This is a genomic window from Streptomyces sp. NPDC055140 (assembly GCF_053607285.1).
Window position 1 is genome coordinate 12,873 of record NZ_JBSGTG010000048.1, and the last position, 26,925, is coordinate 39,797.

Below are 26,925 nucleotides of genomic sequence, written 5' to 3' on the forward strand. Positions count from 1 at the left end.
GGGGTTCAGTCGCCGAGGGCCTTCCTGAGCTCCGCCTTGTCCATGGACGACCGCCCGTGGATGTTGCGCCGCTGGGCCTCCGCGTAGAGCTGGTCGTACGTGGGGCCCTCGGCGCCGGAGTGTGAGCGTTGCCCGCCGCGCCGGCCGGACGACATGTCCTGTATCGAGCTCTCGCTGGCCGTACGGGACTCACCGGCGCGGGCGCGTTCCTTGTTGACCGTGCGGGCGGCGATCTCCTCGGCCCGCTTCCTGCTCTCTCCCCGTTCCTCGGCGCTCTCCTTGATGTGCTCGTACTGACGCTCGCGCTTCGCGTTCGACCCTCGGGGCATGGTGGTTCCCTCCTGAGTGACCGGGGGTGCGGGTGGTCAGGGGTTGTTGATATGGAGCTGGACCTCGACCTCCTGGTCGCCGGCGACCTTGCCGACCTTCTCGACGGCGAAGGCCGCGTCCAGGGTCCGGCAGAGGCGTTCCACCGCCACGGGGCAGCCCTGGAGATCGGCCGTGACCGTTCCGGCCAGCACGGCGCCGGAGACCTCGGCGGGGGAGTGCTCCACGAGGAAGTTGCCTGTCCACGCGGCGGGGCGCGGCCCCTCGTTGCCATGGGGGACTGCCTCGCCGCGGTCGGAGTCGAAGTGGTTGCCCAGGAAGTGGAAGACCGCGTCGGCGTCCGGCGCGGAGCAGTCGCCGAGCACGACCTCCACCAGGTCCCGGGACGAGGGGGCCTCCGCGGGGAAGGCTGTCGAAGCTGATGTGCCGTTCACGTCGTTCTCCGTGTCTCTCGGTCTCTATGGGAACGGTCTCTACGGGAAGAGGTGCAGTCGGTAGCCACTGTCATGGCCCACTCGTCGTGGCGCCTCCTCACCCGTCATCCGGTGGGGGCGGCGTATCCGGTAGTTCCACCGGTGCCAGCGGCCACATGGCCGGTCCCTGAAGGACCGACCCGTCCGTGGCGAAGCGCGAACCGTGACAGGGGCACTCCCACGTCGTCTCCGCCGCGTTGAACGCCACGATGCAGCCCAGATGCGTACAGCGCGCCGAGACGGCGCGGACCGTGCCGTCCTCGGCGCGGTGGACGGCGCACCGATGCCCGTCCACACGCACCACCGCGCCGGATCCCGGCGGGATCTCGGTGACGGAGTCGACGTGGGCGGTGTGCAGCCGGTCGCGGACGAAGTGCCGTGCGACATCGGCCTGTTGGCGCAGCAGAGCGGGCGCCTCCCGCATTGCGTGCCACAGGCGGCGGGGGTCGTACAGCTCGGCCCAGGGCACGTCGTCGCCGGTGATCAGCCCGCTCAGCAGCTGTCCGGCCAGGACGCCGCTGCTCATGCCCCACCCGCCGAAGCCCGTCGCCACATACGCGTGCCGGGCCCCGGGATGCAGGGGCCCGATCATCGGGATCCCGTCGCCGGAGTCGTTGTCCTGGGCTGCCCAGTGGTACGCGGTGTCCTCGACGGCGAAGTGCTCGCGCATCCACGAGTCGAGCCGTGCGAAGGACGCCGCCGCGTCGCCCGTACCCGGTGTGAAGCTCTCTCCGGTCACGATGAGCAGCCGCTGCCCGTCGGCGCCGTACGGAGCGGTGCGCACCGAACGCCTGCCCTCGTCCTCGGTGATGAACATGCCGAGCGGGCCCGGGTCGGAGGCGAGCGGGGCGGCCACGACGAGTTCCCGGCGCGGCTGGAGGCGGGCGAACAGGAACGCCCGGTCGAAGATCGGGTAATGGGTGGCGACGACGACGGCGTGCGCGGTCACCGTGTGCTGCGCCTCGGTGGTCACCGTGCACGGGGTGCCGCCGAGCATCTCGGTCACGCGGGACCGCTCGAAGATCACGCCGCCCTGCGCGACCAGATCCTCGGCAAGGGCCAGCAGATACCTGCGGGGGTGGAACTGCGCCTGGTCGTCCACCCGCACCGCCCCCGCGACGGCGAAGGGCAGGCCCGTGTCCTCGGTGTACCGCGCGGGGAGCCCGGCCTCGCGGGCGGCCTCGGCCTCGGCGCGCAGTATGTCCGTGCCTTCCTGGCGGACCGAGTAGGTAAAGGCCGGGGCGCGCTCCAGGTCGCAGTCGATCGCGACCCCGGCGCAGATCTCGGCCACGCGCTCCACCGCACCCTGCTGCGACGTCGCGTACAGCCGGGCGGCCTCCTCGCCGTGCGTGCGGCGCAGGCGGTCGTACACGAGGGTGTGCAGCGCGGACACCTTGGCCGTGGTGTAGCCGGTGACTCCGGCGGCGATGCGGTCGGCCTCGAGTACCGCGACGGTCCGGCCGGCGCGCGTCAGTTCCCAGGCCGTGCTGAGCCCGGCGATTCCGCCACCGACCACCACGACGTCGACCTCGACGTCCTCGGTGAGCGGCGGGTAGGCGGTCGTGCCGCTGGTGTGCATCCAGTACGACTCGCCCCGTCCGGGCAGTTCCGGTCTCGGCGCCACGGTCAAGGCCTCCTTCCCCCGCGACCCCCTCAAACATGGTGACCGCGATGCCGGTGAGGCGCTCGTCGAGTGCAGGGGAGGCGGACGCGAGGACATCGCGGAGGGGAAACGCTGCGTCCTCGCGCCCCACGACCGTCACCCAAGTCATCCCGGCGGCGGCCGCTCCCCGCCGGCCGCCACCCTTGCTCCCACCGGGAGCCGGGGGCAGGGGGCGGAGTACAACCCCTGATCCCAGTGTCCTCCCCCCGGCCGGGTAAAGCGCCAGGTGTCAGGCGGCCGGCAGGCCGTCGGCCGCCCCGTACTCCCGCCCCGCCTCGGCGCGTACCCGTGCACAGCTGAGATGGATGAGGCGGGAGACGTGCATCTGCGAGATGCCGAACTCCTCGGCGATGCGGGCCTGCGTCATGCCCTCGAAGAAACGCAGGTAGAGGATGGCGCGCTCGCGCTCCGGAAGATGGCGCAGACCCGTCTTGGCGGCTTCGCGGTCGGTGATGAGGTCGTACGCGGTGTCGGGTGCGCCGAGCGCGTCGGCGAGGCTCTGTCCGTCGTGACCGGACGGGGAGAGCTCCGCGTCGAGGGACAGCGCGCTGTAGCTCTCGATCGCCTTGAGCCCGTCACGGACCTCCGCCTCGGTCAGCCCCGCGTACGCGGCGATGGCGCCGATGCCGGGCTCGGGGCTGCCGGGGCGTTCGGTGAGGTCGCGGCGGGCCGCGCGGACCTTGTTGCGCAGGTCCTGCACGCGGCGGGGCACGTGCACGTCCCACATCCGGTCGCGGAAGTGCCGGCGCAGTTCGCCGGTGATGGTGGGCACGGCGTAGCACTGGAAGGGGCCGCGCTCGGGCTGGTAGTGGTTGATCGCCTTGACCAGTCCCATGGCCGCGACCTGCTCCAGGTCCTCCGTGCTCTCGCCCTTGTTGCGGTACCGGCGGGCGATGCGGTGCGCCATGGGCAGCCATGCCTCGACGAGCTCCTCGCACAGGAGATCCCGCTCGGGTCCCTCGGCGAGACCGGCCACGCGCGCGAAGGCCGCCGTCGTGTCGGGGGAGTCGTCGTGGGCGTGGCGCGAGGTCCGACGGCGGTGGGTGGCGACCGCAGTGACGTTAGTGAGCATCGGGATTCGCTCCTCAACGGTGTGCCGGCGCGGGCCGCGGGAACGGGCGCCGGCATCCATCAGGAGCGGTACGCCGCTCGCAGGTAAGTGCCTCCGGTCCGAAGCATCGACATGCGACTGCACTACGATTCTCCGGCCGCACGTGCCCGGATGCGACTCGGCGGGCGCCGCGTCACGGCACGTCATCGGAGCTCGGCGGACGGTGTTTCCTCCAGGACGTGGTGTGTCGGACGCGGTGTTACGGGTACCCGGTCGCCGCCAGTCCTTGACCGAGCCCCCGTGGGCGAAAGGGGGCGGCCTTTCATGAGCAGCAAACTGATCTCCAGGACCGGATCGGACGAGGCCACGTCGCACCATGCGATCCTCGGCTCTCCCTGCTGGGTGAGCCTCGCGGCGCGTGACCTGTCGGCCGCGGAGTCGTTCTACGGCGCTGTCCTGGGCTGGACGTTCCGTGCGGGCACGCTGGGTGAGCGGTTCGTGGTGGCGCTCGCGCAGGGGCGGGCCGTGGCGGGGATCGGAGCGGTTGCTCCGGCTCTGCAGGTTTCCGTCGCGTGGACACCCTATTTCGCGGTGGCCGATGCGGACGAGACGGTCGGCCGCGTACAGGAGCGCGGAGGCACGGTCGGGGTCGGACCGATCGGGTTCCCCACCGGGCGGGCGGCCCTCGTGTCCGACCGCGCCGGCGCCGTCTTCGGGATCTGGGCCGGCGCGCTCGTCCGCAACTTCGGCGCGTGGCGCCGGGAGGCGCCCCTGTGGCTGCGCCTCGTCACACGCGACGCGTTCGACGCCGCGATCTTCTACGGGGAAGTCCTCGGGTGGACGAGCCCGGGCTGCTGCGACGTGCGGTACGAGGACGAGGAGATCGTCCTCGTCTGTTCGGGACAGCCGGTGGCCACACTCGGCGGCGGGACGCTGGGATCGGCCCCCGACCCGCAGGTGCGGCCGCACTGGCAGGTTCGCTTCACCGTCCGAGATGCCATGGCGTGTGCACGGGCCGCCGTGGAGCACGGGGGAGCGGTCACGGGCCGGGACGCGGACACGACGGGCGACTCCGTGACCCTGCTCGACCCCGAGGGCGCCCGGTTCACGGTCTTCGCACCCCGACCGCGCCCGGACAGTGGCGCGGAGCCGACGCGGGAGGGGCCCGCGGACCGTCCGTGACCGACGGTCCGCGTCACCCCCGCAGCGCCGCCCCCAGCCGTCCGAGGTCCTCCCGGATCACGTCGGGCGTCTTGCTGACGAAGCAATGACTTCGGGCCGTGCAGTGAGGGCGAGGATCTCCCGTACGGGTGAGGCCGTGACCGTGGCGGCGCGGGCGGCGAGCTGAGACGGGCGGACCCGGGTGGGAGCAGGCGGCATGTATGCACCCCGGAGAGGCCGCTGGTGTGTGCACCGGCTTTTCCCGCATGCGAGAAGGGTGCTGCCCGCCCGGGCCTCGGCAGCCATGTCGGGTCCGGGGCCCGCCGTCACTGCGTCCGGCGTCGCAGGAAGTTCATCGCGGACAGCGTGAGCACGGTTTCGCCGCGCTGGTTGAACACCTCGATGTCGGTGTGCACGATCCCGCGGTCGGGCTTGGACTGCGAGGGACGTGCGGAGACCACCGTCGTACGGATCGACAGGCTGTCACCGGGCCGCACGGGGCGGGTCCAGCGCAGCTCGTCGACGCCGGGCGAGGCGAGGCTCGCGACCTTGCTCACGTAGTGGTCGGCGTACATGCGCATCATCAGGGAGGCGGTGTGCCAGCCGCTCGCGATCAGCCCCTTGAAGGGACCCTGCTCCGCGGCCGCGGGATCCGTGTGGATGTCCTGCGGATCGAACTCGCCCGCGAACCGGAGGATCTCCTCCTCGGTCACCGTGAGGCTCCCGAATACATAGCTGCACCCGGGAACGTAGTCCTCGAAGTAGCGTTCGTCGATAGGGGTGTTGAAGTCCGTGCCGATCGATGTAGTGGTCATCGAAGGCACGGTAGCCGACCTCCCGGGTCAGGCGGGGGAGCCCGACGCGGCGACGCGGCGCAGCCCCCGGTCGAACACCGTCAGGAGCAGGAAGAGCGCGCCGGCGCCGAGCATGAACCACGCGAGCTGGTGCATCCCGCCGGTGTCGGCGTGCTGCCCGAACGCGGTCGCGGAGGCGGCGGAGGCGACCATCGAGCCGAGGTAGATGAACGTGCGGAGCAGCCCGGACGAGGTGCCGATGCGCTCCGGATCGGCCTGGTAGTACACCGAGTTCTGCAGGGCGAGGCTGTTGAGTCCCTGGGGCACGCCGAAGATCAGGGCGACGGCGAGGAGCAGCCAGATCGGGCTCGTGCCGCCGAGCCGCAACAGCAGGGTGCAGGCGGCGAGTTGGCAGAACGCCCCGACGAGGAGCTTGCCGCGGATGGCCTGGTGGCGGCCGGTGAGGGTGGAGACGGCGATACCGGTGAGGAAGATCGGCAGTTGTACGAGGCCGGCCTGGGAGGGCGAGAGCCCACGGCCCTCCTCGGCCCACTGCGTGAAGCCGTAGAGGAAGGCGTACGAGACCACGTAGGCGACCAGGGCCCGGGCGTAGGTGGCGAGCAGCGGGGTGTTGCCGGCGAGCACCCTGAGGTCGATGAACGGTACGGGGGCGCGCAGTTCACGCACCGCGAATGCCGAGGCCGCCACGGCGGCGACGGCGAGCAGGTACCACGTGTCGGCGTGCAGGTTCATCAGGAACAGCAGGAGCGAGAACAGCAGCGCGGCGAACAGCGCCATTCCGGGGAGGTCGAGTTCGGACGCGATGCTCCTGCCGCCGGTGCGGCGCGGGCGGGCCTGCACCGGCAGCCGGCGTGCGCCGAGGATCAGGGCGGCCGCCGCGAGGGGGATGTTGAGGGCGGACGTGGCGCGCCAGCCGCCCACATCGATGAGGAGCCCGCCGAGGGAGGGCCCGATGACGGCGATCGTCTGGCCGGACACCGCGAGGGTGGTGAGGATGGCGCCGGGACTGTCGCGACCGGTCCGTTCCGCCTCGCTGCGCAGCAGGGACATCGAGGCGGGGTAACCGGCGCAGGTGCCGAAGCCGAGCAGCACGCGTGCGGCGATCAGGGAGCCCAGGTTGGGGGCCATGGTGCCGGCGAGGCCCGCGATGCCGACCAGGGACGTGCTGACCAGGAAGAGGCGACGCGGTCCGAAGAGGTCGATGAGCCGTCCGACGACGGGCTGCCCGAGAGCGGTGGCCAGATAGAGCGCCGAGACGAGCCACGCGGTCTGCGAGGGAGGCGCGCCGAACGCCACGCCGATGGGGACGAGGGCCACGGCGATGATCGTGGAGTTGATCGGGTTCAGGACCGAGCCGATGATCATCGGCGGGATCAGCCTGCGGTCGAACTGACGCGCCGGGGTGTCGTGCTCGCCGGGGTCGACTTCTGCCGCCGGGTCACCGGCCACCTGAGCGGGTATGTCGGGGTTGCTCATGGGCGGGTCAGCCCCTGGCGGGTGTGCAGCGGGGTCTCGGCGTGCTTGCTCATGCCTCCACCGTAGATTCGACAGTTGTGCCTGTCCAGTTTGAGCTGAGCAGTTTTGCTTCCCTTTTGTGTGGTCGGAGGCGGCGCGCGTCCTCTGGATGGGTGGGGGAACGCCTGGGTGGCGCACCCGCGCCGGGGGAGTGGTGTGCCGGGTGCACGCGGTACTCGCGCAGGTCGCAGGGGGTGTGGTGGGTGCCGGTGAGCCGTCCGTGCGACAGGGCGCCGACGTCACGCGGGTATAAAATTCCCATGTGAGATACCGGCGATGGTCGATGAATCGCCTCCTGGAGCGGCCATCGGGGCGCGGTCTGGTGGCTGTTCCACTCGGTCTGATCGTGGTGATCACCCTGGTGGACCTCCACTCACCGACAGATGTCCACCTCGGCCCGCTGCTCGTCATCGCACCGGCCCTGACCGCCTCGATCGCCGGCCCCTGGCTGACCGCCCTGATCGGACTCCTGGCCGTGGGCGCGCAGATCCTGATAGGGGCACTGCACGGCGGTCTGTCCACGACCAACCACATCTCGCAGATCATCGCCATCACCTTCCTCTCCGCGCTGATCGTGCTCTTCTCCCGCGCCCGGGACCGGCGCATCCGGGAGCTGAACCGGGTGCGGTCGGTGTCCGAGGCGGCGCAGCGGGTGCTGCTGAGACCTCCGCCGCGCAGGGTCGGTCCGCTGCGCGTGGCCTGGCTGTACCTGGCTGCGGAGGACGAGGCCAAGATCGGGGGCGACCTGTTCGCCGTCGCCCGCGCCGCTGACCCCAGCACCCGCGTGGTCATCGGCGACGTACGCGGGAAGGGTCTCGCCTCGATCGGTGAGGCGTCGGTCGTGCTCGGGGCGTTCCGCGAGGGAGCTCACCGCCACGCTCTGCTGCCCGATCTGATGGCGGCCATGGACGACAGCGTCGCCCGGAACCTCGAGGAGGTCGCCGACACCGAACACGACGCCGGAGAGCACTTCGTCACCGCCCTCGTGCTCGACATCCCGGACGACGGCCCGCACGCGCAGATGGTCACCGCCGGCCATCCACCGCCACTGCTGGTGCGCGAACGCCAGGTCACGGCGCTGGTGCCACGTGACTCCGCGCCACCCCTGGGCATGGGTGACCTGCCCGTCCCCCCGCTCCGTGCCGACCGCTTCACCTTCACGGCCGGTGACTTCCTCGTCCTGTACACCGACGGAGTCATCGAGGCCCGCTCGCCCACCGGCGCCTTCTATCCGCTCGCCGAGCGGATCGCGTCCTTCCCGTCTCTTCCCGGCGGCGGCCCTGACTCCCTGCTGCACCACATTCACCGTGATCTGCTCGCCCACACCGGCGGGCAGCTCAACGACGACATCGCGCTCCTCGTCATCGAACGCGTCCCCACCCACCACCTGCTCCGCCCGCTGCTCGACGGCCACCCCATGACGGACCAGGCCGACGCGCACCCCGACGGAGCGCCGCCGTCGAGGGCTCACGAACAAGGGGTCTGAACGGTCCCGGGAAGGCCACGACCAGCAGGTATCGGACTTTCGCCCTGGACCTGGACCCAGACCGCCGGTGATCCGGCGGGCCATCAGGCAGCCGAGCAGGAGTCCGTGGCGGGTGCGGAGGTGTCGGGCTGTGCGTGGGGCAGTCGGCGTACGGCTCTGGAGGCCAGGGGTATCAGCGTGGCCGCGGCGGAGACGGCGCCGGCGACCGCGGTCACCCGGAACGCGCCGAACGCCTCGGCCAGCGGGCCCACGCAGAGCTGCCCGACCGGAACCGCGACATACGACAGCAGGTCGTCGTAGGACGAGACGCGCGACAGCACATGTGCGGGGACGTGCTCCTGGAGCGAGGTGTCCCACGCGACCGCGGTGACGGAGGAACCGAGCCCCGCGACGAACGCCGCCGCGATCAGCCACGGGGCGTGCGCCTGTGCCCCCAGCGCGATCAGGGGCAGCGCGCCCAGCACCCCGGCCAGCTGCCCGAACCGCAGCAGATGCCGCACCACCAGCCGGTACATCAGCAGACTCGACGCCAGCATGCCGACGCCGCGCACGCTGAGGACGAACCCCCAGGTCGTCTCGCCGCTGAGCTGCCGGGTGAGCTGGGGACCGAGGATCTGCCACGTACCGGTCTGGACGAGGTTCAGCAGGCAGAAGGACAGCGTGCCGACCCACACCCACCGGATCGCACGGAACGCGATCCAGCCGTCGCGGATGTCGGCCGGCACGGTGTTTCGCGGTGACGCCTCCGAGGCGTCGGCGAGGGGGAGCCGTGCGAGGAATCCGGCCGCGACGAGATACGTGAGCGCGTCGAACGCGATGGCGGGCCCGCTCCCGACCGTCACCACCAGCACGCCCGACAGGCTCGGGCCGAGGATCTTCGCGGTGTTGCGGGCCGAGCCGAGGAGTGAATTCGCCTGTCGCAGAAGGGATTTGGTGACGAGCTGAGGGACGACGCCGCGCAGCGCCGGGGTCGTGAAGGCGGCGAGCGCGCCGTTGAGGAACTCGAGGGCGGCCACCAGCGGCAGCGAGTAGTGCCCGGTCAGCAGGAGCGCGGCGACGGCGCCCTGCGTCAACGCCGCCCCCAGATGGGCGCTCACCAGGACGGTCCGGCGCGGGAACCGGTCGGCGACGGCGCCGCCCACGAGCAGGAACGCGAGCAGCGGCAGCATGTGGGCGGCGAGCACGACGCCGAGGTCGTGACCGCTGCCCGAGGCGTCGAGGACGGCGAAGGCGAGCGCCACCGGAGCCATCGAGCTGCCGAGCAGGGACACCAGACGTCCGGCGAAGAACGAACGGAACGCGGCCTGTTGGAGGAGGGAGGAACGCACCGGCCCGAGTGTGGGGAGCCGTCGGCGCGCACGCTAACGTTTCGGCAGGAGGCGAAAGATGGTGCTGCTGCGGTTGAGCTCGATGGCCCTGTCACAGTCCCGGTTCGCGCTGTCGCCGAGCGCCGAGACGCTGGGGTCGATGAGCGTCCTGACGAAGCCCTGCTCCGACCCGTGGCTCACCCCCTGGTACACCCGCCACCACGACGCCTTCCACGCCGCGCTCGACGCGGATCCGTTCGCCAGAGGCCTCGTCGAGCTGATCTGCTCGACCAAGTACCTCCCCGGGTACGTGAGCCGCCCGCCGTCCGGCGGAATGCGCACCACGCTCGACGACGAACTGAAGGTCGTCGCCGCGGCCCGTGACGACGACATACGCGCGGACCTCGACGCGGCGGTGGCCCGCAGCTGGAAGCGGCACGACCTCGAGTGGCTGACCGGGCACGGATGGGGAGCCCGGACCGCCGAACTCTTCCGGCAGGTGTGGACGACGCATGTGTCGCCGGACTGGCCGCGCCGCCGCGCACTGTTGGAGCGGGACGTCACGTACCGGGCGGGCCTGCTCGCCGCGTTCGGCTGGCCCAGAGCCCTCCAGCACATGAACCGGCGCAGTGCGTGGGTCGGCGCCGACGCGATCCGCTTCAGTGACCAGCCGGGTCCCGACTGCATCGTCGGCGAGGGCGGAATGCTGTTCGTCCCGGTCTGCGTGACGAGCGGCACCTGGCTGGCCGAGGCGCCTCCCGACCGGTACGCCCTGGTGTACCCGGCCCGCGGCACGGCCGAGCAGACCGGGCGGGCCCGAGTGCCGCAGGCTCTCGACCGGCTGATCGGCAGCGGCCGCGCCGCCCTCCTCCACGAACTCGAACGTCCGGCGACCAGCAGCGAACTCGCGGCGCACCTGGCCCAGTCGCTCGGCACCGTCGGCGGCCACCTGGCCGTCCTGCGCGATGCGGACATGGTCGTCGGTACGCGAGTGGGGCGACGCGTGGTCTACCGGCGCACGGAGGCGGGCGATCGCCTCGCCGGTCGTGCAGACTCTCCGGATGACTGACCATGGGATCGACGAGTCATTCGACGAGCGAATCGACGAAGGCATCGGCGAAGCGGTGGTGCGTTCGCTTCTCGAGGAGCAGTGTCCGGACCTGGCAGGGCTGGAACTCCATCAGCCGGTGAGGGGCTGGGACAACCAACTGTGGCGGCTGGGCGCCGAGTTGGCGGTACGTCTGCCACGTACGCCACGCGCCCCGGACCTGCTGCGCAAGGAGCACCGCTGGCTGCCGCTCCTGACCCCGCGGCTTCCCCTCCCGGTCCCCACACCTCTCAGGTTCGCCGAACCGTCCGGCCTCTTCCCGCACCCTTGGACCGTCGCGGAATGGGTCCCCGGCGATCCGGCGGACCGTTCGCCGATCAGTGAGGGTGGGAGGTCTGCCGAGACGTTGGCAGGCTTCCTGACGGCGCTCCACCAGGAGGCGCCGGCGGACGCACCCGCCAACCCCGGGCGCGGAGTTCCCCTCGCCGCGCTGGCACACCACTTCGAGGAGGCGCTCCGAGCCGTCGCCTCCCACGTACCCGAAGGTGTCCGGCAGGTGTTGGACGAGGCTGTCGCGGCTCCCGCGTGGGAAGGTCCGCCGATGTGGCTCCACGGAGACCTGCACCCCGCGAACGTCGTCGTCTCGGGCGGCGCACTCTCCGGCGTCGTCGATTTCGGCGAACTCTGCGCAGGCGATCCGGCGACGGATCTCGCGGCGGGATGGCACCTCCTGCCCGCCCCCGCGATCCCCGTGTTCCTGGACACCTACGGCGGTGCCGGCGGGGGTGCCGACGAGGCCATGATCCGACGCGCACGCGGGTGGGCCGTGCTGTCGGCTCTGTCCCTGGTCGCGATCGGCCAAGCAGGGGAACGGGGTCTGCCCGGCGGCAAGCCCACGTGGGGGCGGGCCGGTCGGCTGACCCTCGACCGCGTACTGGCCTCGCGCTGAACGACATGTTCGCCGGCGCTCGGCGCGACAGCGCCGTAGCGGGTGAACCACGGCGACCGGCGCGTCTCGACCGCCTGCGCCACCCGCACGGCAGAGTGGACATGTGGATGCAGATGATGTTGCCGAGGATCTCTACCGCCTGCCGCCCGTACAGTTCACGGCCGCGCGCAACGCGCGGGTCGCCGAGGCGAAACGCGCCGGTGACGCGGCCACCGCGCGCCGGATCGCCGCCTTCCACAAGCCGACTCTCGCCGCCTGGGTGTCGAACCTGCTGGCGCGGGAGAAGGAGGAGGCGGGGCAGCTCCTCGAGCTCGCGGAGGCGCTGCGGGCAGCGCACCGTACGCTCGACCCGGAGCAGTTCCGGACCCTCAGCCACCAGCAGCACGTAGTGATCGCGGGCCTCGCGCGACAGGCGGGCGGCCTCGCCCGGCAGGCCGGCCAGGCGGTGAGCCCGAGCGTTCTGCACGAGGTCGAACAGATCCTCCACGCGGCGCTGGCCGACCCGGAGGTCGCCGAGCAGTGGGCCACGGGCAGGCTCACGAAGGTCCCCGCCGTGTCCACGGACTTCCCCGGTACGGCGCCTTTGGCGCAGGTGTCGAAGAAGGACACAAAGCCCGAAAAGCCCACCCCGGCACCCGCAAGGCAAAAGGCCCCCGACGCCGCCGAGGAGAAGCGCCGCGCCCGCCTCAAAGAGGCGATGAAGGCGGCCACCGAGGCCGCGGCCGAGGCGAGCCGCCGCGACGACGACGTGCGCCGGGCCGAGGAGGGGCACGAGCAGGCCACCGCCCGCCGGTCCGCGGCGGACGAACGCGTCGCACTCCTGACGGCTCGGCTGGGCGAGGCCGAGGAGGAGCGGCGCACCGCTGCCGAGGCGGCGGACGAGGCGTCCGTACGGGTCCGGGATGCCGCACTCGAACAGAAGGCCGCCCAGCGGAAGTCGGCGAGTACGTCCCGGGCCGTTGAACGGCTCTCCGGAGGTGATTCCGGCCGTTGAGCGCGAGGCTCACCCTCGTATCACGAACTGGTCACGCCACCCACCCGTACCCCTGTTCTATTGGATGCTGGCGACCGAGATCACGTCAGGGGATACGTGCTCGCGAAACGGAGTGAGGACATGACCGATCCGGCCGCCGCACCACTGGAACTGACCCACGCTCAGATCGACGAGGCGTCGCACGGCCATGGCGTACCGCTGGTGCGGGTGACGCTCCCGGGGACCACGACCCCCGTGTGGCTGGCCACGCGCTACGACGTGGTGAAGGCGGCGCTCGGCGACACCCGTTTCGTGCGGGACCTCGCGAGGGTTCCGGGTGCGCAGGGCGGAGGTGTGGGTGCGGAACTGCTCGACGACGCGGGGCTGCCGCCGGAGTACCGGCAGTACCTGGAGATCCTCGTGATGGTCGACGGGCCCGAGCACACCCGCCTGCGCACGCATGTGATGCGGGCCTTCGCGCCGCGCCGGATCGCCTCGCTGCGTCCGCGCATCGAGCGCATCGTCCAGGACGCCACCGGTGAACTCGCCGCGAAGGGTGACCAGTTCGACCTCCTGAGTGCCTTCGCCTACCCGGTCATGACGGACGTCATCTGCGAGATCATCGGCGTGGACGCGGCCGACCGGCCGAGGGTGAGCGGCTGGATCAGGGACTACGAGTCCGGTGAGCCGGACCGGTTCCTGCCCGGCATCGACCACCTCGCCGAGTACATCGGCGAACTGCTCGACCTCCGTGTCCCGGCGCCCCGGGAGGACCTGGTCTCCGATCTGCTGCGCTCCAGCGCGGCGGCGGCCGAGGGGCAGCGCCTTACGCGCCAGGAGATGATCGCACTCGTCTTCCTGCTGATCAACACGGGGATCGCACCGCCCGCCTTCTTCATCACCGACGCGGTCCTCACCCTCCTCGACCACCCGCAGGAGGCGGCCCGGCTGCGGACGGAGCGCGACCTGCTGCCGCGCGCCGTCCAGGAGTTGCTCCGTCACGTGTCCGCGGTGCGGGTCGGTGCCACCCTGTACGCCACCGAGGACGTGCGACTCGGTGGCGTCCTGGTACGCCAGGGGGAGGGCGTGACGAGCGGCCTGCTCGCCGCCAACCGCGACCCGGGAACCTTCGACGACGCCACGCAGCTCGATCTCACACGCGAGGCGGCGCGCGGGGCCGGGCACATCGCGTACGGGCACGGCGCGCACCGCTGCATCGGCGCCGCGCTCGCCAACCTCCAGACCGAGGTGATCATCGACGAGCTGTTCCTGCGGCGCGACAGCCTCGAGCTGGCCGTCGATCGGGACGCCGTCGAGCGCGTCGGATTCGCGGGCGACGGCACCTACCCGATCGCGCTGCCGGTCCGCATCTGAGTCAGGCCCCCACGCGCATGGGGCGGGGCCCGGTCACAGTACGGCGATGCCCAGCGGCCGATGACCTGCGGGCAGCCGGTGGGTGTCCCCGCTCTTCAGGTCCACGACGGTGATCCCGTCCCAGAATCCGTCCCGGGTGAATCCCCCGGTGACATAGGCGGTCCGGCCGTCCCGTGACGCGGCGACGTCCTCGTGCGGGCCGTCGAGGGGGACGACGCGCTCCTTCCCGTCGGCGGTACGGATCGTCAGCGAGGCATCGTCGTCCCCGGCGCTGATCGGTCCCGTGCCGACGGCGAGAAGGGTGCCGTCGGGGGTGAGCCGGGCGCCGTGCTGGTGTGTGTCGGCGGTCATCGGTTCGACGGCGACCCTGCCGGTGCGCGGGTCGAGGACGGCCAGCTTCTCGCCCTCGAAGGGCAGCAGGAGCTTCCCGTCATCGCGTACGACGGCGTAGTGCGGCTTCAGCCACGAGCCGAGTCCGCCCTCCGTGCCGTACGGCGCGACCTCGAACCGGCGCGGGGTGAGCGTGTCGGCGCGTACGGCGGTCACGTCGAACGAGTCGTGGCCGGTGGCGTACACCTCGCCGCCGTCCCGCGAGACGTCGACATCGAAGGGGCGACGGCCGACCGGGACGGTGTCCGTCACCTTCCGCGTCGCCGTGTCGATGACCTCCAACACCCCGTTCCTGTCCGGGACGTTGACGCCCACATAGACATGCTTTCCGTCGGGCGCGAGGGCGATCCCCATGCCGCCGCCGCGGTACTCGCCGGTCGTGGCGGGGCCGGCTTCCGTCGTGTACGGGATGCGGCCGAGGTTCTCGCGCGCCTGGGTGTCGACGACGGCCACCCCTTCGGCCGTCGCCACCCAGGCCCGGCCGTCCTTGCCGACGACGAGCCCGTACGGTGCCGTGCCCACCTTCACCGAGTCGACTGTGCCGCGCTCCGGGTCCACGAACGTGACCGTGTCGCTGCCGAAGTCGGCCACCAGCAGGGTGCCTTGAGCGGTTCGCGCGGGCGCCGGCGCCGAGGGCGTGACGGTGGCGACCGGGGGCGAGGGCGCGGTGGAGTCGGCGGCGCCGGTCGAGGTGCACCCCGCCGCGAGGAGGACGACCGCCATCGCCCCGAGCACACCACGCGCGCGGGCCGTCATGCCGCCGCCCTGAGCAGCGCCGCGAGCGCGTCGAAGCCACGGCGTTCCGCGTGTTCCAGGGCCGTGACACCGTCCGCGTCCGCGAGTTCCGGGCGGGCGCCCGCCGCGAGCAGCAGCTCCACGATCTCCTGGTGCGCGCGGCCCCCGTCGCCGAGGATCACGGCTTCCAGGAGCGCGGTCCATCCGAGATCGTTGACGTGGTTGACGTCGATGTCCGTCTCCCGGAGCACCGCCCTCACGTACGCGACGTGGCCGCGCTCGCTGGCGGGGATCACCGAGACGCCGCCGTAGCGGTTACGCAGAGTGAGATCCGGGCTCGCCGGGAGGAGGGCGCGCATCATCGCGACGCTGCCGGTCACGCCGGTGACGAGCCACGGGCTGTCGTGCCGCCGGTCCTGGGCGTCCGGGTCCGCTCCGGCCGAGACCAGGACCCGCGCGGCCTGGACGTGATCGTTGAGAGCGGCAAGGAGCAGCGGGGAGCGCAGTTCCTCGTCGCAGGTCTCCACCGAGGCCCCGGCATCGAGGGCTGCGCGCACCTCGGCGGCGTCACCGCGCCGGGCGGCCTCCAGGAGTCGGCGGTCGCGGTCGTGCATCTCGATGCTCCAGGTCCGTAGGGAAGGAACGGGGGCGCCTCCGCTTTCCGTTCCGGAGTCCATTCTCCGGCCGCGTCCCGCCCTCACCGGTCGGCCTGCCGTCTGCGGCTACGGACCCCTACGGACGACACCGGCATCAGCCGATCGGCTGATGCCCACGCGGCCGGCCCACGGGCGGAACGAAGAGGAAGGCCCCCTCCGTACCCGGTGGGGGCACAGAGGGGGCCGTGATGGAGGCCTGCCCTCAGGGTGTGCACCGGTTGCCGTCGCCACGACAGGAACCCGAAGACGTCCTCGGGTACCTCAACGAGTCGGCATGTGCCATGTTCTGCCATGGCGGCACACGGCACCCGGACGTGGTTGATCGGCGTGTCACGTTGACGCGCTGTGCAGGCTCAGTAGGTTCAGCGTGATTCCTGACCGCGCGGGGCGCGTGATCGATAGGTTGTTCCCCTGCATCGGCCGTCATCGGGGACGGTGATGTCCGCAGTGGTGCAACGTGGGAGGTCAGATGCGTTCGCGAGTCTCGGCGTATGCGATCGCTGTCATGGAGGAGCAGTTGCTGCTGACCCAACTCGCGGAAAGCTCACCGGTCTTCGAGCCCGGCCTGTGGCACCTGCCCGGTGGAGGGATCGACCCGGGGGAACAGCCGCACGAGACGCTGGGGCGCGAACTGTACGAGGAGACGGGCCTGGAACTCCTGGACGCCCGGCTGGTCGACGCGCGGGCGTACACCGCTCACCGGCTCGGCATCGACTGGCATCTGGTGGGGCTCTTCTACCGCGTCGACGTCAAGCCCGGCCCGCTCGTGGTCACCAAGGCGGACGACTCCACGAGCGCCGTCACCTGGATGCCCCTCTCCGGCTTGCGGGAGTCCGAGCTGTCCCCGGCGGCGGTCGACAGCTTGGCGATGATCGGCACTCGATAGGCCCACCGGCCCTGCGTGGGCGCGGCCCGCCAGCAGCGGAGGAAGCGAACATGACCTTCCCCGGGAAAGGGGCATAAAATGCCGTGGGGAGTCTGGAGGCAGCATGGCCGAGAATCTGGACCGCACCACACGCCGGGGCTCCGGCTGACAAAATACTCGTCCTCGATGGAGTCCATGACATCCCGAACCGGGCTGATCTTCTTCAGCCGTCCCTCGGACCCCGGCGATTCTGGGGAGGTGTCTGGATGGATGCGATCGGTTCGTCGCGGACGAGCCTGACGGCGGGCACGGTATCCGAGCCCGGCGGCCTTCTGGACGCCCTGGCGGTTGCCGCGGTGATGGTCGACGCCGAGGGCCGGATCAGCCTGTGGAGCCCCCAGGCCGAGGAACTGTTCGGGTTCACCGCCGAGGAGGCGCTCGGGCAGCGGGCCGCTCAGCTCCTGGTCGCCCCGGAGAACGTCGATCTCGTGCTCAGCCTGTTCGCCGAGGTCATGGAGAGCGGCCGGAGCTGGGCCGGTGTGTTCCCCGTACGCCACAAGGACGGCAGCACCCGCCTGGTGGAGTTCCGCAACATGCGGCTCCACGACGAACTCGGAGACGTCTACGCCCTGGGCATCGCCAGCGACCGGGCCCTCCTGCGCCGCGTCGAGAGGGACCTCGCGCTGTCCGTGCAGCTCGTGGCCCAGTCGCCCATCGGGCTCGCGGTCCTGGACACGAATCTGCGCTATGTGATGGTCAACCCCGCGCTGGAACGGATCAATGCCCTGCCCGCCGAGCAGCACATCGGCCGCGGTGTCGGGGAGGCCCTTCCGTTCCTGGACACCGAAGCCATCACGTCCACGATGCGCCAGGTCCTGGCGACGGGCACCCCGCTCCTCAACGAGTTCACCGTCGGCCGCCCCGGCGGCGCCGCCGACGTGGAACATGCCTGGTCGGTGTCCTACTACCGGCTCGACGACCCGGTAGGCCGGGTGCTCGGCCTGGCAATCTCCGTGGTGGACGTGAGCGAACAGCACCGGGCGTCGAAAGAGGCCGCCCGGGCCCGACGGCGCCTGGCCGTCATCGCCGGCGCGTCCACGACCGTGGGCACCACCCTGGACGTCGAGCAGACCGCGCACGAACTGGCGTCGGTGGTCGTCCCCGAGCTGGCCGACCTGGCGGCGGTCGACATCCTCGACGCCGTGCTCCAGGGCCGGCGCCAGACCACCCCGGCCGCCGGAGGACCCGCTCTGTTCCGGGCGCTGGCGGTGACAGCGGCCTACTCCACCAACGCGCTCCATGCCGCCGACACCCCCGGGCAGATCGCCAGCTACGCGGCCGACCGGTACATCACCCAGTGCGTGACCTCAGGGCGCCCGGTGCTGGTGGAGCACGTGAGCGAGGAGGACCTGGAGCGCATCGCCCCCGATCCGGCGTCCGCCCGGGTCCTGTCCCGCGCGGGATTGCACTCCTATCTGGCGGTGCCGCTCATCGCGCGCGGCGAGGTGCTCGGCGCGCTGGACCTGGGCCGTGCGAGGAACGCGCTGCCGTTCGACGAGGACGACGTCGTCCTCGCCGGTGAACTGGCCGCCCGCGCGGCGGTCTGCATCGACAACGCCCGCTCGTACCAGAGCGAACGACGCACCGCCCTCACCCTCCAGCGCCACCTGCTCCCGCCCAGGCCGCCCCGCAGGCCCGGCCTGGAGATCGCCTACCGCTACCAGCCCGCCCAGTCGGCCAGCGAGATCGGCGGCGACTGGTTCGACACCATCCCGGTGGCCGGTGACAAGACCGCCCTCGTCATCGGCGACGTCATGGGCAGCGGCATCAACGCCGCCGCCACCATGGGCCAACTACGCACCGCCACCCGCACATTGGCCGACCTCGACCTCGCACCGGCCGAAGTGCTCCGCCACCTCGACCACACCGCCGCCGAACTCGACCCGGCGTTCGCCACGTGCATCTACGCCGTGTACGACCCGCACCGCGGCGAGTGCCGGATCGCCGTCGCGGGCCACCTGCCGCCCATCCTGGTCAGACCGGGCGGGCGTCCCGAACTCCTCGACCTGCCCTCGGGAACACCCCTCGGCGTGGGCGACATCTCCTTCCAGGAGACGACGGTGAAGATGGAGTGCGGCGACCAGCTCGTGCTCTACACCGACGGGTTGATCGAGACGCGATCCGACGCCATAGACGCCCGCATCAACACCCTGGTCGATCTGCTCTCCGACCCGCAGGGGTCCCTGGACGAGGTCTGCGACCACCTCCTGGTCGCACTGCGCGATCAGGACGACCACGACGACGTGGCCCTCCTGATCGCCCGGGCCCGCCCGCTGGGTACCACGGCGTAACGGCACGGTGCCCGTCGGTCACAACAACTGCCGCCTGCGGCCGAGCCACGTCTGCGCGATGACCACGACCGCCAGGAACGCGCCGCTGACGACCTGCTGGTAGGAGGAGTCGAGGGAGCCGATCTGGTTGATGACGTTCTGGATGACCTTCAGGAGCAGCACCCCCACCAGGGAGCCGCTGACGTAGCCGAGACCGCCGGTCAGCAGTGTGCCGCCGATGACGACCGCGGAAATGGCCTCGAGCTCCATGCCATTGCCCAGAATCGTGACGCCGGAGGCCAGCCAGGCGGCGTTGAGCGCGCCGGCCACGCCCGCGAGGACGCCGGACAGCGTATAGACAATGATCTTGGTGCGGGCCACGGGAGCACCCATGAGAGCGGCCGCGTCCTCGTTGCCACCGACCGCGTAGACATGCTGGCCGAAGCGGCTGCGGCGCAGGACCACCGCGCCCGCCACGAACAGGACCAGGGTGATCCACACGGGGTTGCCGAGGCCGAGTGTCGTGCCCTGGCCGAGCTCCGCGAGGAACGAACCCTTGGCGACGAGATAGGTGTCGGCGCCCTCGTCGGTCAGTGACAGCATCAGGCCCCGCGCGCCCAGCATCGCGGCCAGCGTGACGATGAAGGGAGCGAGCCGCGAGCGGGCGATCAGCAGACCGTTCACCACACCGATGAGACCGCAGACCGCCATCGGCAGCAGGAGCGCCACCAAGGTGCCGTACTGCGAACCCCACGCGGCCAGAACGCCGCCCAGAGCGAAGAGCGAACCGACGGACAGGTCGATGCCGCCGGTGATGATGACGAACGTCATGCCGAGCGCGACGACCGCCAGGAACGCCGAACTCGTCGCCATGTTGGACAAGTTGTCCCCGGTGGCGAACGAGCCGAAGCTCAGTGACGCCACCGCCGACACGATCACGAGGACCGCCAGCGCGCCGTGCTGCTGGACCAGCGCGCTCAGCCGCTCGGAGCGGCTGCTGCCGACGGGCTCGGCGGCGTCGAGAAGCTCCTTCTCCGTACGGGCCACGGCCTCTTCCGTTTCCGTCCTGGTCGCCGTCATCGCTTCCCCCGTCCGCGCGCCGCGTACACCGCCAGCACGATCACGATGGCCTGGGCGATCTGCGTCCACGAAGGCGGCAGATCGTGCTTGATGAGGGTGGCGGTGAGCAGCTGGATGAGGACGGCGCCCGCCACCGTTCCGGCGATGTTGACCCTGCCGCCGCTCAGGGGGGTGCCGCCGACCACCACCGCGGTGATCGCGGACAGTTCCATCAGATTGCCCAGCGACGTGGGGTCGCTGGCCTGGAGCCGCGCAGTCGCGAGCACACCCGCGACAGCGGCGAGGAGCGCGCACGCCACGTAGACGAGCATCAGGACCCGGCGCACCGGCAGCCCCGCGAGCTTCGCCGCCGCCCGGTTGTCGCCGATGGCGAGCAATTGCCGCCCGAAGGTGGTGCGTCGGATGACGAACGCCACCAGCAGCGCGAGCGCCGCGGCGATGACGATGAGGTACGGGATGCCGAGGACGTCACCCGAACCGAGCGACGCGAGCGCCGGGTTGTGCAGGTCCTTGAGCTGCGGCAGCAGCACCAGGGCGATGCCGCGACCGCCGACCATGAGGGCGAGCGTGGCCACGATCGGCTGGACGCCGACCCAGGCGACCAGCGCCCCGTTGGCCAGGCCCACCACGGCGGCGAACACGGCCACCGTGAGCAGGGCGGGCACGAGCCCGTACCCCAGATAGAGGGCAGTGACCGAGGCCGCGAGCGCCATGACGGCGCCCACGGACAGGTCGATGCCCTCGGTGCCGATGGCCAGGGCCATGCCGAGCGCGACGATGATCACGGGCGCGACCTGCACGGCCTGGGTCCGGAAGTTCTCGGCGGACAGGAAGTGCGGGGTCACGGCGATATTGACGACGAGCAGCACGGCCACGCCCGCGTACACGCCGTACGTCTGCATCCACTGCAGGACGCGGGCGCGGTCGAGGGCGGCCGGCCGTATCGCGGCCTCAGCCATGGCGGGTCACCTCCCCGGCGGCGCCGGGGGCGGGGCTGCCCGCCGCGATGGTCTGCATCAGCTTGTCCTCCGTGACGTCGTCGCCGGTCAGTTCGCCGACGACCGCGCCGTCCTTCAGCACGACCACGCGGTCGGACCCTTCGATGAGTTCCTCCAGGTCGGAGGAGATGAGCAGGACACCGAGGCCGTCCTCGGCCAGTTCGTCGACCAGCTTCTGCACCTCGGCCTTGGCGCCCACGTCGATGCCGCGCGTGGGCTCGTCCAGGAGCAGGACCTTCGGGTTCATGGCCAGCCAGCGGGCCAGGAGGACCTTCTGCTGATTGCCTCCGGACAACTCGCCGACCTTCTGGTGCGGCGAGGAGGCCTTGATGCGGAGCCTCTTGACGAAGGTGTCCACGATCTTGTCGACCTGGGCCTCGGAGACCAGACCGAAGCGGGAGAGCCTCGGCAGTGCGGCCAGCGCGATGTTCTCGCGGACGGAGAGCCCGGGGACGATGCCCTCGCTCTTGCGGTCCTCGGGCAGCAGGCTGATGCCGGCGCGGATGGCGGCGGGCGTGGATCCCGCGCGCAGCGGCACGCCGGCCACGGTGACGCTGCCCGCCTTCGACGCCAGCGCGCCGGAGATCGCCTTCGCGGTCTCCGTGCGCCCCGACCCCAGCAGGCCGCCCAGACCGACGACCTCGCCAGGACGGATGTCCAGCGAGACTCCGTGCAGCTTGTGAGGAACCGTCAGATCCCTTGCGCTGAGCACGGGTTCGGAGTCGGCGGCATGGTGGTCGCCGGTGAACTTGGTCAGGCCCTCACTGCGGACCTCGCCCAGATCACGCCCCAGCATCGTGGACACCAGGGTGAGCCGGTCCAGATCGGCGAGCGGTCCGGTGTGCACGCGGCAGCCGTCCCGCAGCACCGTCACGGTGTCGCACATGGCGTACAGCTCGTCGAGCCGGTGGCTGACGTAGATGACGGCGATCCCGTCGGCACGCAGCCGGCGGATCACCTCGAACAGGGTCTCCACCTCGCGCGGTTCGAGGGAGGAGGTCGGCTCGTCCATGATGACGACACGCGCGTCGGTGGCGACGGCCCGGGCCAGGGCCACCATCTGCTGGGCGCCGACGCCCAGGGTCCGCAGCGGCTGCCGAACGTCGACCCGCACCCCGTACGCGCGCAGCGTCTCCTCGGCCTCGCGGTGCATGCGGCCGAAGTCGAGCAGCCCGAAGCGGTTGCGCGGCTCGCGCCCCAGGAAGAGGTTGCGGGCCACGCTCAACAGCGGGATGAGGTTGACCTCTTGGTAGATCGTGGAAATGCCCGCGTGCTGGGCCTCCAGCGGCGTGGCGAAGGAGACCGGGCGGCCCTGGAAGGTGATGTCTCCCGCGTCGGGCCGGTACACACCGGTGAGCACCTTGATGAGCGTCGACTTGCCGGCGCCGTTCTCGCCGATCAGGGCGTGGACCTCACCGGCGTGCAGCACGAGGTCCACATCGTCCAAGGCCCGGACACCGGGGAACGACTTGCTGAGTCCGCGGACGGTGAGGACTTCGGCGGAGGGAACCACCTGTGCCTCCAGAGTGGGGTGAGGGCTAGGGCAGGGGAGAGGAGGGGAGTACACGGATCAGGGGCGGGGGTGGGCCGGTGCAGGCCCACCACCCCGCCCGTCTGAGACCGTGTCAGAAGGCCTTGCCAATGTCCGACTTGGCGTTCTTCGCGTCGTAGGCCCCGTCCTGGATGATGACGTCCTGGGGGACTTCCTTGCCCTGGGTGAACGTGTCCAGGGTCTGGAAGGCGAGCGGGCCGAAGCGCGGGTTGGACTCGATCACACCGCTGATCCAGCCGTCGACGATGCCCTGGACGGCGTTGCGCGTTCCGTCGACCGTCACGATCTTCACGTCACCGGCCTTCTTGCCGGCGCCCTTGAGCGCGGCGACCGCGCCGAGGCCCATCTCGTCGTTCTCGGCGTAGATCCCCTTGATGCCGGGCTTGGACTGGATCAGCTGCTCGGTGACCTGCTGGCCCTTCTCGCGGGCGAAGTCGCCGGTCTGCTGGAAGACGACCTTGAGGTCCGGGGCCTTCTCCTTGATGCGGTCCTTGAAGCCCTTGGTCCGCTCGGTGGTGACGTTGTTGCCCGCGGCGCCGAGCAGGATCGCGACCTCACCCTTGCCGCCGGTCGCCTCGATCATCTGGTCGGCGGCCCGCTTGCCCTGGTCGACGAAGTCCGACGCGATGAAGCTGACGTAGTCCTTGCACGCCGTGGCGTTGATCTTGCGGTCGATGGTGACGATGGGCACCTTCTTGGCCGCGGCGGCCTTCAACACCGGCTCCCAGCCGTCCGAGTTGAGCGGGGCGATCACCAGCAGGTCGGCGCCCTTGGCGAGGAGGTCCTGCACATCGCTGATCTGCTTGGAGAACTGCGACTGGGCGTTGGCGGTGAGCAGCTTCAGACCGCGCTTGCTCGCCTCGGCCTTGATCGAGGCCGTCTCCGCGATCCGGAAGGGGTTGGCCTCCTTCTCGGACTGCGAGAAGCCGACCGTCGCGCTCTTGAGGTCGAGCTTCTTCCCGCCGTACGCGTCGATCGTGCAGCCCTTGCTGCCGGGCTTCGGCGTGACGACCTTCTGGCCCGCGTCGGCGGCGGACGCGGAGGAGTCGGACTTGTTCGCGGCGTCGTCCTCGGACTTGGCGCAGCCGGAGGCGGTGAGGGCCATGGCGGCGGCCAGGGCCACGATCACAGGGCGGGCGGTGAGGTGACGGCGGTGGGCGAAGTGCTTCATGGTGACCCCGATCCGGGTGGCGCGGCGACGGAGGGTTGGCAGGGAGCGGCGCGGGCGGCGAGTATGCGGCTCGACGAGGCGAGAGCCTCGACTGGTCCGCCCGCAGGAGTTTTTACATCGTTGAAAGGAGGGTGTAAAGCCTTTGTGCGGGACGTGACCGCCCTGTGATTCGGGTGGGCCGCCCGACCGCGGTCAATGTGCGACCGCTGTGAGGTGCGGGAAGCTGAGCACGGTCCGGCTGCGCAGGGCCTGGTCGGGGCGCAGGACGGTGCTCGGATAGTCGGGACGGTTGGGGGAGTCGGGGAAGTGCTGCGTCTCCAGGCACAGGCCCGAGTGGGCGCCCAGCCTGCGGCCCAGCAAGTCGGCGAATCCGCCGTCGAGTTGCTGCCCGGCATAGACCTGGAGTCCCGGCTCGCTGGTGTGCACCTCGAGCACGCGCCCGCTGCCGGGGTCCTCGAGGCGGGCCGCACGGCGCAGGCCCAACTGCCCCTCGCCGGACGGACGGTCACGGTCGTCGAGCACCCAGCAGTGGTCGTAGCCGCCGGCACGCGCCAACTGCTCGTCGGGCTCGGCGATCCGCGCACCGATCCGCCGTGCCCGGGTGAAGTCGAACGGCGAACCGGCCACCGGTGCGGGTGCCCCGGGGAGCGGGAGGCCCGTCTCGCCGATGGGCAGATACGCGGCGGCGTCCACCGTCAGCAGGTGGTCGAGTACCCCTCGGTCCGGGTTGCCGGAGAGGTTGAAGTAGGCGTGGTGCGTCAGATTGACCGGCGTGGGGCGGTCGGTGACGGCGTGGTAGTCGAGCGTCAGGGATCCGTCGGACGCGAGGGTGTAGGTGACGGACACCTGGAGCGAACCGGGAAAGCCCTGGTCGCCGTGCGGACTGTCCAGGCTCAGCCGCACACTCGCGGCGCCGTCGGGCCCTTCGCACGGTTCGGCACGCCACAACCGGCGGTCGAACCCGTCGGCTCCGCCGTGCAGCGAGTTGCCCCGGTCGTTGCCGGGGATGTGGTGCCGCGTTCCGTCCAGGGTGAACGTGCCCGCGGCGATGCGGTTGGCGAACCGCCCCACCACGGCCCCGAGATACGCGCCGTGGGTGGCGTAGTGCTTCACGTCCGGGAGGCTCAGGACGACCTCGGTGGGCGGCCTGCGTTCGGGGCCGGGGACGCGCAGGGAGTGCAGTACGGCGCCGTACGTCAGCACGGCGGCCTCAACTCCGCTCGCACTGCGCAGAGTCCAGCGTTCGACCGGGAGGCCCGAGGGGGTGGCGCCGAAGGGTGCCGGGAAAGGGGCGGCGAAGGACATGGGCTCCTCGCGGGGGTGAGGGCCGGGCTCTGTCCGGCGCCGGACGCGGGCGATGCCGACGGGGCGCGGACGGAGCCGGAGACCGGCAGCTGCGGACGCCTGGACATTACAACGTTGTAAGGGGCCGGTACAGGTATCTGCTCGGGTCTTTCGGATATCCGGCGGTCATCCGGCGGCTGCCCGGTCGGGGATTTCGGCGGGAAGTCCCTTTGCCGGGTGGCGGAACGGGCTCGCGGGCCCGCCGCCCGGCCTATGCGCTCCGTCCGGCCTGCGTGCTCCGCCCCAGCGTGCTCTCGCGCGCGATGAGCCGATAGTCCGCCCAGACGCGGCGGGGCTCGGGCGCCTGGCCGCTGAGCCGGGCGAGGACCGACTCCACCGCCATCCGCGCGATGGCCTCCTTGTCCGGCGACACGGAGGTGAGTGTGACCGTCCCGAAGTGCCCCTCGACGACGTCGTCGAAGCCGACCACGGCGACGTCCTCGGGCACGCGCATGCCGCGCTCCGACAGCACCCGCATCGCTCCGATGGCGATGGGGTCGTTGTACGCGAACACGGCGTCGGGCCGGCGCCCGGTCGCCAGGATCCGGGTCATCGCCGCCGCGCCGTCCGCGTGCCCCCACCCCTCGGTCGTCGCGATCAGCCCGTCGTCCACGGAGAGGCCCGCCGAGAGAAGCTCCTCGCGCCACCCCTGAAGACGCAGGTGGGCGGGTTGGCTGTGGCCGCGGCGGGCGCCGATGAACGCCACCTCGCGGCGTCCCAGATCGATGAGATGGCGGACTGCGGTGCGGGCCGCTGCGACGTTGTCCACCGCGATGTGGTCGTAGGGCAGGTCGTAGTGGCGCTCGCCGAGCAGGACCAGAGGCACGTTCTCCGTACGCTCACGGAGGTCCTCCGCCTCCAGCTCGATGGGGCTGAGGATCAGGCCGTCGATGACGCGGGCGCGGAAACCCTGGCTGACGAGGACCTCTTGTTCGCGCCGGCCGCCCGTGTGGTCCAGGAGCACGATGTAGTCGTGCAGGGCGGCGGCGTCGATCACCGCGGCCGCGAGCTCGGCGAAGTACGGGTTGCCCAGCTCGGGAAGGGCGAGGGCGATGATGCCCGTCCGCCCCTGACGCAGGTGCCGCGCGGTGAGGTTGGGCCGGTAGCCGAGCTCGTCGATGGCCTGCTGCACCCGCTCACGCATCGCGGGTGTGACGTGCTGGTAGTTGTTCACCACATTCGAGACGGTCTTGATCGACACGCCCGCACGCGCGGCGACGTCCTTGAGGCTGACCCGCACAACATTCCTTCCGGTGGCCTGCCGGGCGCCGGTACCGGTGCGTGCCCGCACGGCGCCGGAACCATGGCCCCGGCGCAAAGGCTCTGGAGCCGGGCTTGCAACGTTATACGTCCGCATGGCGGAAGGTGGCAAGGGGAACGGATATCCCCGGCACCGGCAGCCGGACCAGCACGGGAACGGGACCCGGGCCCACGAAGCACATGACCCCTGACGCGCAGAACCCCGGACGTACGGGACTCCCGACATACAGGACCCCCGGCACACCGGCTCCCGACATACACGGCCTCCGGCAACAGTGGCGGGGGGGGGGGGGCCCCCCGCCCCCCCCGCCGCGGGGCCCGCCCGGACCGCCCCCCCCCCCAGGGGGGGGGGCGCGGGAGGCAAAAAGGGGAGGCGGAAGGCGGGGGGGCGGCGCGCACACC

Annotated in this window: 23 protein-coding genes; 8 read left to right on the forward strand and 15 right to left on the reverse strand. The window is 71.2% G+C overall.

Annotated features, from left to right (window positions below):
• Window positions 1-5: 5 nt before the first annotated feature.
• From ACWFR4_RS44220 to ACWFR4_RS44235, 4 genes are all read right to left on the reverse strand, one after another.
• The gene (locus tag ACWFR4_RS44220) at window positions 6-329 is read right to left on the reverse strand and encodes a plasmid stabilization protein (RefSeq protein WP_453657154.1); all 324 of its coding nucleotides are present in this window, start codon (window positions 327-329) and stop codon (window positions 6-8) included.
• Window positions 330-365: 36 nt separating this feature from the next.
• Window positions 366-761, reverse strand: coding sequence for a hypothetical protein (locus ACWFR4_RS44225; protein ID WP_453657156.1), 396 nt, complete (start codon window positions 759-761; stop codon window positions 366-368).
• Window positions 762-858: 97 nt separating this feature from the next.
• Window positions 859-2,379: an FAD-dependent oxidoreductase gene (locus ACWFR4_RS44230; RefSeq protein ID WP_453657186.1), complete on the reverse strand. Its 1,521-nt coding sequence runs from the start codon at window positions 2,377-2,379 to the stop codon at window positions 859-861.
• A 313-nt stretch (window positions 2,380-2,692) separates the two neighbouring features.
• The gene (locus ACWFR4_RS44235; RefSeq protein ID WP_453463116.1) at window positions 2,693-3,535 is read right to left on the reverse strand and encodes a SigB/SigF/SigG family RNA polymerase sigma factor; all 843 of its coding nucleotides are present in this window, start codon (window positions 3,533-3,535) and stop codon (window positions 2,693-2,695) included.
• Window positions 3,536-3,838: 303 nt separating this feature from the next.
• Here ACWFR4_RS44235 and ACWFR4_RS44240 point away from each other — a divergent pair, with 303 nt between their 5' ends.
• Complete coding sequence (locus tag ACWFR4_RS44240; protein ID WP_453463113.1) at window positions 3,839-4,696, forward strand: VOC family protein; 858 nt, start codon at window positions 3,839-3,841, stop codon at window positions 4,694-4,696.
• A gap of 305 nt (window positions 4,697-5,001) precedes the next feature.
• Here the strand turns inward: ACWFR4_RS44240 and ACWFR4_RS44245 are convergent, their stop codons facing one another.
• Together ACWFR4_RS44245 and ACWFR4_RS44250 are read right to left on the reverse strand one after the other, a co-directional pair.
• Window positions 5,002-5,490 (reverse strand): MaoC family dehydratase, encoded by a 489-nt coding sequence (locus ACWFR4_RS44245; RefSeq protein ID WP_453657158.1) that lies wholly within the window; start codon window positions 5,488-5,490, stop codon window positions 5,002-5,004.
• Window positions 5,491-5,517: 27 nt separating this feature from the next.
• Entirely contained in the window at window positions 5,518-6,855 is a 1,338-nt protein-coding gene (locus ACWFR4_RS44250) for an MFS transporter (protein ID WP_453463134.1), read from the reverse strand.
• A gap of 412 nt (window positions 6,856-7,267) precedes the next feature.
• Between ACWFR4_RS44250 and ACWFR4_RS44255 the strand changes: the two genes are divergently transcribed.
• Complete coding sequence (locus ACWFR4_RS44255; protein ID WP_453657159.1) at window positions 7,268-8,491, forward strand: PP2C family protein-serine/threonine phosphatase; 1,224 nt, start codon at window positions 7,268-7,270, stop codon at window positions 8,489-8,491.
• 83 nt (window positions 8,492-8,574) lie between these two features.
• Here ACWFR4_RS44255 and ACWFR4_RS44260 read toward each other — a convergent pair whose 3' ends face one another.
• On the reverse strand, window positions 8,575-9,819 hold the full coding sequence (locus ACWFR4_RS44260) for an MFS transporter (RefSeq protein WP_453657161.1): 1,245 nt from the start codon (window positions 9,817-9,819) through the stop codon (window positions 8,575-8,577).
• A gap of 58 nt (window positions 9,820-9,877) precedes the next feature.
• Here ACWFR4_RS44260 and ACWFR4_RS44265 point away from each other — a divergent pair, with 58 nt between their 5' ends.
• The 4 genes from ACWFR4_RS44265 (at window position 9,878) to ACWFR4_RS44280 (ending at window position 14,142) form a co-directional block, all read left to right on the forward strand.
• The gene (locus tag ACWFR4_RS44265) at window positions 9,878-10,867 is read left to right on the forward strand and encodes a helix-turn-helix domain-containing protein (protein ID WP_453463102.1); all 990 of its coding nucleotides are present in this window, start codon (window positions 9,878-9,880) and stop codon (window positions 10,865-10,867) included.
• Window positions 10,860-11,795 (forward strand): aminoglycoside phosphotransferase family protein, encoded by a 936-nt coding sequence (locus ACWFR4_RS44270; protein ID WP_453657163.1) that lies wholly within the window; start codon window positions 10,860-10,862, stop codon window positions 11,793-11,795. Before ACWFR4_RS44265 ends, ACWFR4_RS44270 begins: the two co-directional genes overlap by 8 nt.
• Before the next feature lie 103 nt (window positions 11,796-11,898).
• A complete protein-coding gene (locus tag ACWFR4_RS44275; RefSeq protein ID WP_453657165.1) occupies window positions 11,899-12,789 on the forward strand; it encodes a hypothetical protein in 891 nt (296 codons plus the stop codon).
• A 120-nt stretch (window positions 12,790-12,909) separates the two neighbouring features.
• Window positions 12,910-14,142, forward strand: coding sequence for a cytochrome P450 (locus tag ACWFR4_RS44280; protein ID WP_453657167.1), 1,233 nt, complete (start codon window positions 12,910-12,912; stop codon window positions 14,140-14,142).
• 33 nt (window positions 14,143-14,175) lie between these two features.
• Here the strand turns inward: ACWFR4_RS44280 and ACWFR4_RS44285 are convergent, their stop codons facing one another.
• Both ACWFR4_RS44285 and ACWFR4_RS44290 read right to left on the reverse strand, forming a co-directional pair.
• Complete coding sequence (locus ACWFR4_RS44285) at window positions 14,176-15,288, reverse strand: YncE family protein (RefSeq protein ID WP_453657169.1); 1,113 nt, start codon at window positions 15,286-15,288, stop codon at window positions 14,176-14,178.
• Window positions 15,285-15,881, reverse strand: a complete 597-nt coding sequence (locus ACWFR4_RS44290) for an ankyrin repeat domain-containing protein (protein WP_453463086.1) — start codon at window positions 15,879-15,881, stop codon at window positions 15,285-15,287. Before ACWFR4_RS44290 ends, ACWFR4_RS44285 begins: the two co-directional genes overlap by 4 nt.
• 511 nt (window positions 15,882-16,392) lie before the next feature.
• On the opposite strand from ACWFR4_RS44290, the gene ACWFR4_RS44295 reads away from it, so the two are divergent.
• Both ACWFR4_RS44295 and ACWFR4_RS44300 read left to right on the forward strand, forming a co-directional pair.
• Entirely contained in the window at window positions 16,393-16,809 is a 417-nt protein-coding gene (locus tag ACWFR4_RS44295; protein WP_453657171.1) for an NUDIX hydrolase, read from the forward strand.
• 245 nt (window positions 16,810-17,054) lie between these two features.
• On the forward strand, window positions 17,055-19,139 hold the full coding sequence (locus tag ACWFR4_RS44300) for a SpoIIE family protein phosphatase (protein WP_453463081.1): 2,085 nt from the start codon (window positions 17,055-17,057) through the stop codon (window positions 19,137-19,139).
• An 18-nt stretch (window positions 19,140-19,157) separates the two neighbouring features.
• Here the strand turns inward: ACWFR4_RS44300 and ACWFR4_RS44305 are convergent, their stop codons facing one another.
• The 6 genes from ACWFR4_RS44305 to ACWFR4_RS44330 form a co-directional block, all read right to left on the reverse strand.
• Window positions 19,158-20,198, reverse strand: coding sequence for an ABC transporter permease (locus tag ACWFR4_RS44305; RefSeq protein WP_453657173.1), 1,041 nt, complete (start codon window positions 20,196-20,198; stop codon window positions 19,158-19,160).
• Window positions 20,195-21,157, reverse strand: a complete 963-nt coding sequence (locus tag ACWFR4_RS44310) for an ABC transporter permease (RefSeq protein WP_266568655.1) — start codon at window positions 21,155-21,157, stop codon at window positions 20,195-20,197. Before ACWFR4_RS44310 ends, ACWFR4_RS44305 begins: the two co-directional genes overlap by 4 nt.
• On the reverse strand, window positions 21,150-22,709 hold the full coding sequence (locus ACWFR4_RS44315; protein ID WP_453657176.1) for a sugar ABC transporter ATP-binding protein: 1,560 nt from the start codon (window positions 22,707-22,709) through the stop codon (window positions 21,150-21,152). Before ACWFR4_RS44315 ends, ACWFR4_RS44310 begins: the two co-directional genes overlap by 8 nt.
• Window positions 22,710-22,821: 112 nt before the next feature.
• The gene (locus ACWFR4_RS44320; protein ID WP_453657178.1) at window positions 22,822-23,919 is read right to left on the reverse strand and encodes an ABC transporter substrate-binding protein; all 1,098 of its coding nucleotides are present in this window, start codon (window positions 23,917-23,919) and stop codon (window positions 22,822-22,824) included.
• Between the two features lie 192 nt (window positions 23,920-24,111).
• On the reverse strand, window positions 24,112-25,224 hold the full coding sequence (locus ACWFR4_RS44325) for an aldose epimerase family protein (protein WP_453657180.1): 1,113 nt from the start codon (window positions 25,222-25,224) through the stop codon (window positions 24,112-24,114).
• Between the two features lie 250 nt (window positions 25,225-25,474).
• Window positions 25,475-26,503, reverse strand: coding sequence for a LacI family DNA-binding transcriptional regulator (locus ACWFR4_RS44330; RefSeq protein WP_453657182.1), 1,029 nt, complete (start codon window positions 26,501-26,503; stop codon window positions 25,475-25,477).
• Window positions 26,504-26,925: the final 422 nt, after the last annotated feature.

Coding starts and splice junctions, on each gene's coding strand:
- ACWFR4_RS44290 (WP_453463086.1), bottom strand. CDS start 15,881: ATGCACGACCGCGACCGCCGACTCCTGGAGGCCGCCCGGCGCGGTGAC.
- ACWFR4_RS44295 (WP_453657171.1), top strand. CDS start 16,393: ATGCGTTCGCGAGTCTCGGCGTATGCGATCGCTGTCATGGAGGAGCAG.
- ACWFR4_RS44270 (WP_453657163.1), top strand. CDS start 10,860: ATGACTGACCATGGGATCGACGAGTCATTCGACGAGCGAATCGACGAA.
- ACWFR4_RS44325 (WP_453657180.1), bottom strand. CDS start 25,224: ATGTCCTTCGCCGCCCCTTTCCCGGCACCCTTCGGCGCCACCCCCTCG.
- ACWFR4_RS44300 (WP_453463081.1), top strand. CDS start 17,055: ATGGATGCGATCGGTTCGTCGCGGACGAGCCTGACGGCGGGCACGGTA.
- ACWFR4_RS44320 (WP_453657178.1), bottom strand. CDS start 23,919: ATGAAGCACTTCGCCCACCGCCGTCACCTCACCGCCCGCCCTGTGATC.
- ACWFR4_RS44245 (WP_453657158.1), bottom strand. CDS start 5,490: ATGACCACTACATCGATCGGCACGGACTTCAACACCCCTATCGACGAA.
- ACWFR4_RS44220 (WP_453657154.1), bottom strand. CDS start 329: ATGCCCCGAGGGTCGAACGCGAAGCGCGAGCGTCAGTACGAGCACATC.
- ACWFR4_RS44240 (WP_453463113.1), top strand. CDS start 3,839: ATGAGCAGCAAACTGATCTCCAGGACCGGATCGGACGAGGCCACGTCG.
- ACWFR4_RS44265 (WP_453463102.1), top strand. CDS start 9,878: ATGGTGCTGCTGCGGTTGAGCTCGATGGCCCTGTCACAGTCCCGGTTC.
- ACWFR4_RS44305 (WP_453657173.1), bottom strand. CDS start 20,198: ATGACGGCGACCAGGACGGAAACGGAAGAGGCCGTGGCCCGTACGGAG.
- ACWFR4_RS44235 (WP_453463116.1), bottom strand. CDS start 3,535: ATGCTCACTAACGTCACTGCGGTCGCCACCCACCGCCGTCGGACCTCG.
- ACWFR4_RS44285 (WP_453657169.1), bottom strand. CDS start 15,288: ATGACGGCCCGCGCGCGTGGTGTGCTCGGGGCGATGGCGGTCGTCCTC.
- ACWFR4_RS44280 (WP_453657167.1), top strand. CDS start 12,910: ATGACCGATCCGGCCGCCGCACCACTGGAACTGACCCACGCTCAGATC.
- ACWFR4_RS44310 (WP_266568655.1), bottom strand. CDS start 21,157: ATGGCTGAGGCCGCGATACGGCCGGCCGCCCTCGACCGCGCCCGCGTC.
- ACWFR4_RS44230 (WP_453657186.1), bottom strand. CDS start 2,379: ATGCACACCAGCGGCACGACCGCCTACCCGCCGCTCACCGAGGACGTC.
- ACWFR4_RS44250 (WP_453463134.1), bottom strand. CDS start 6,855: ATGATCATCGGCTCGGTCCTGAACCCGATCAACTCCACGATCATCGCC.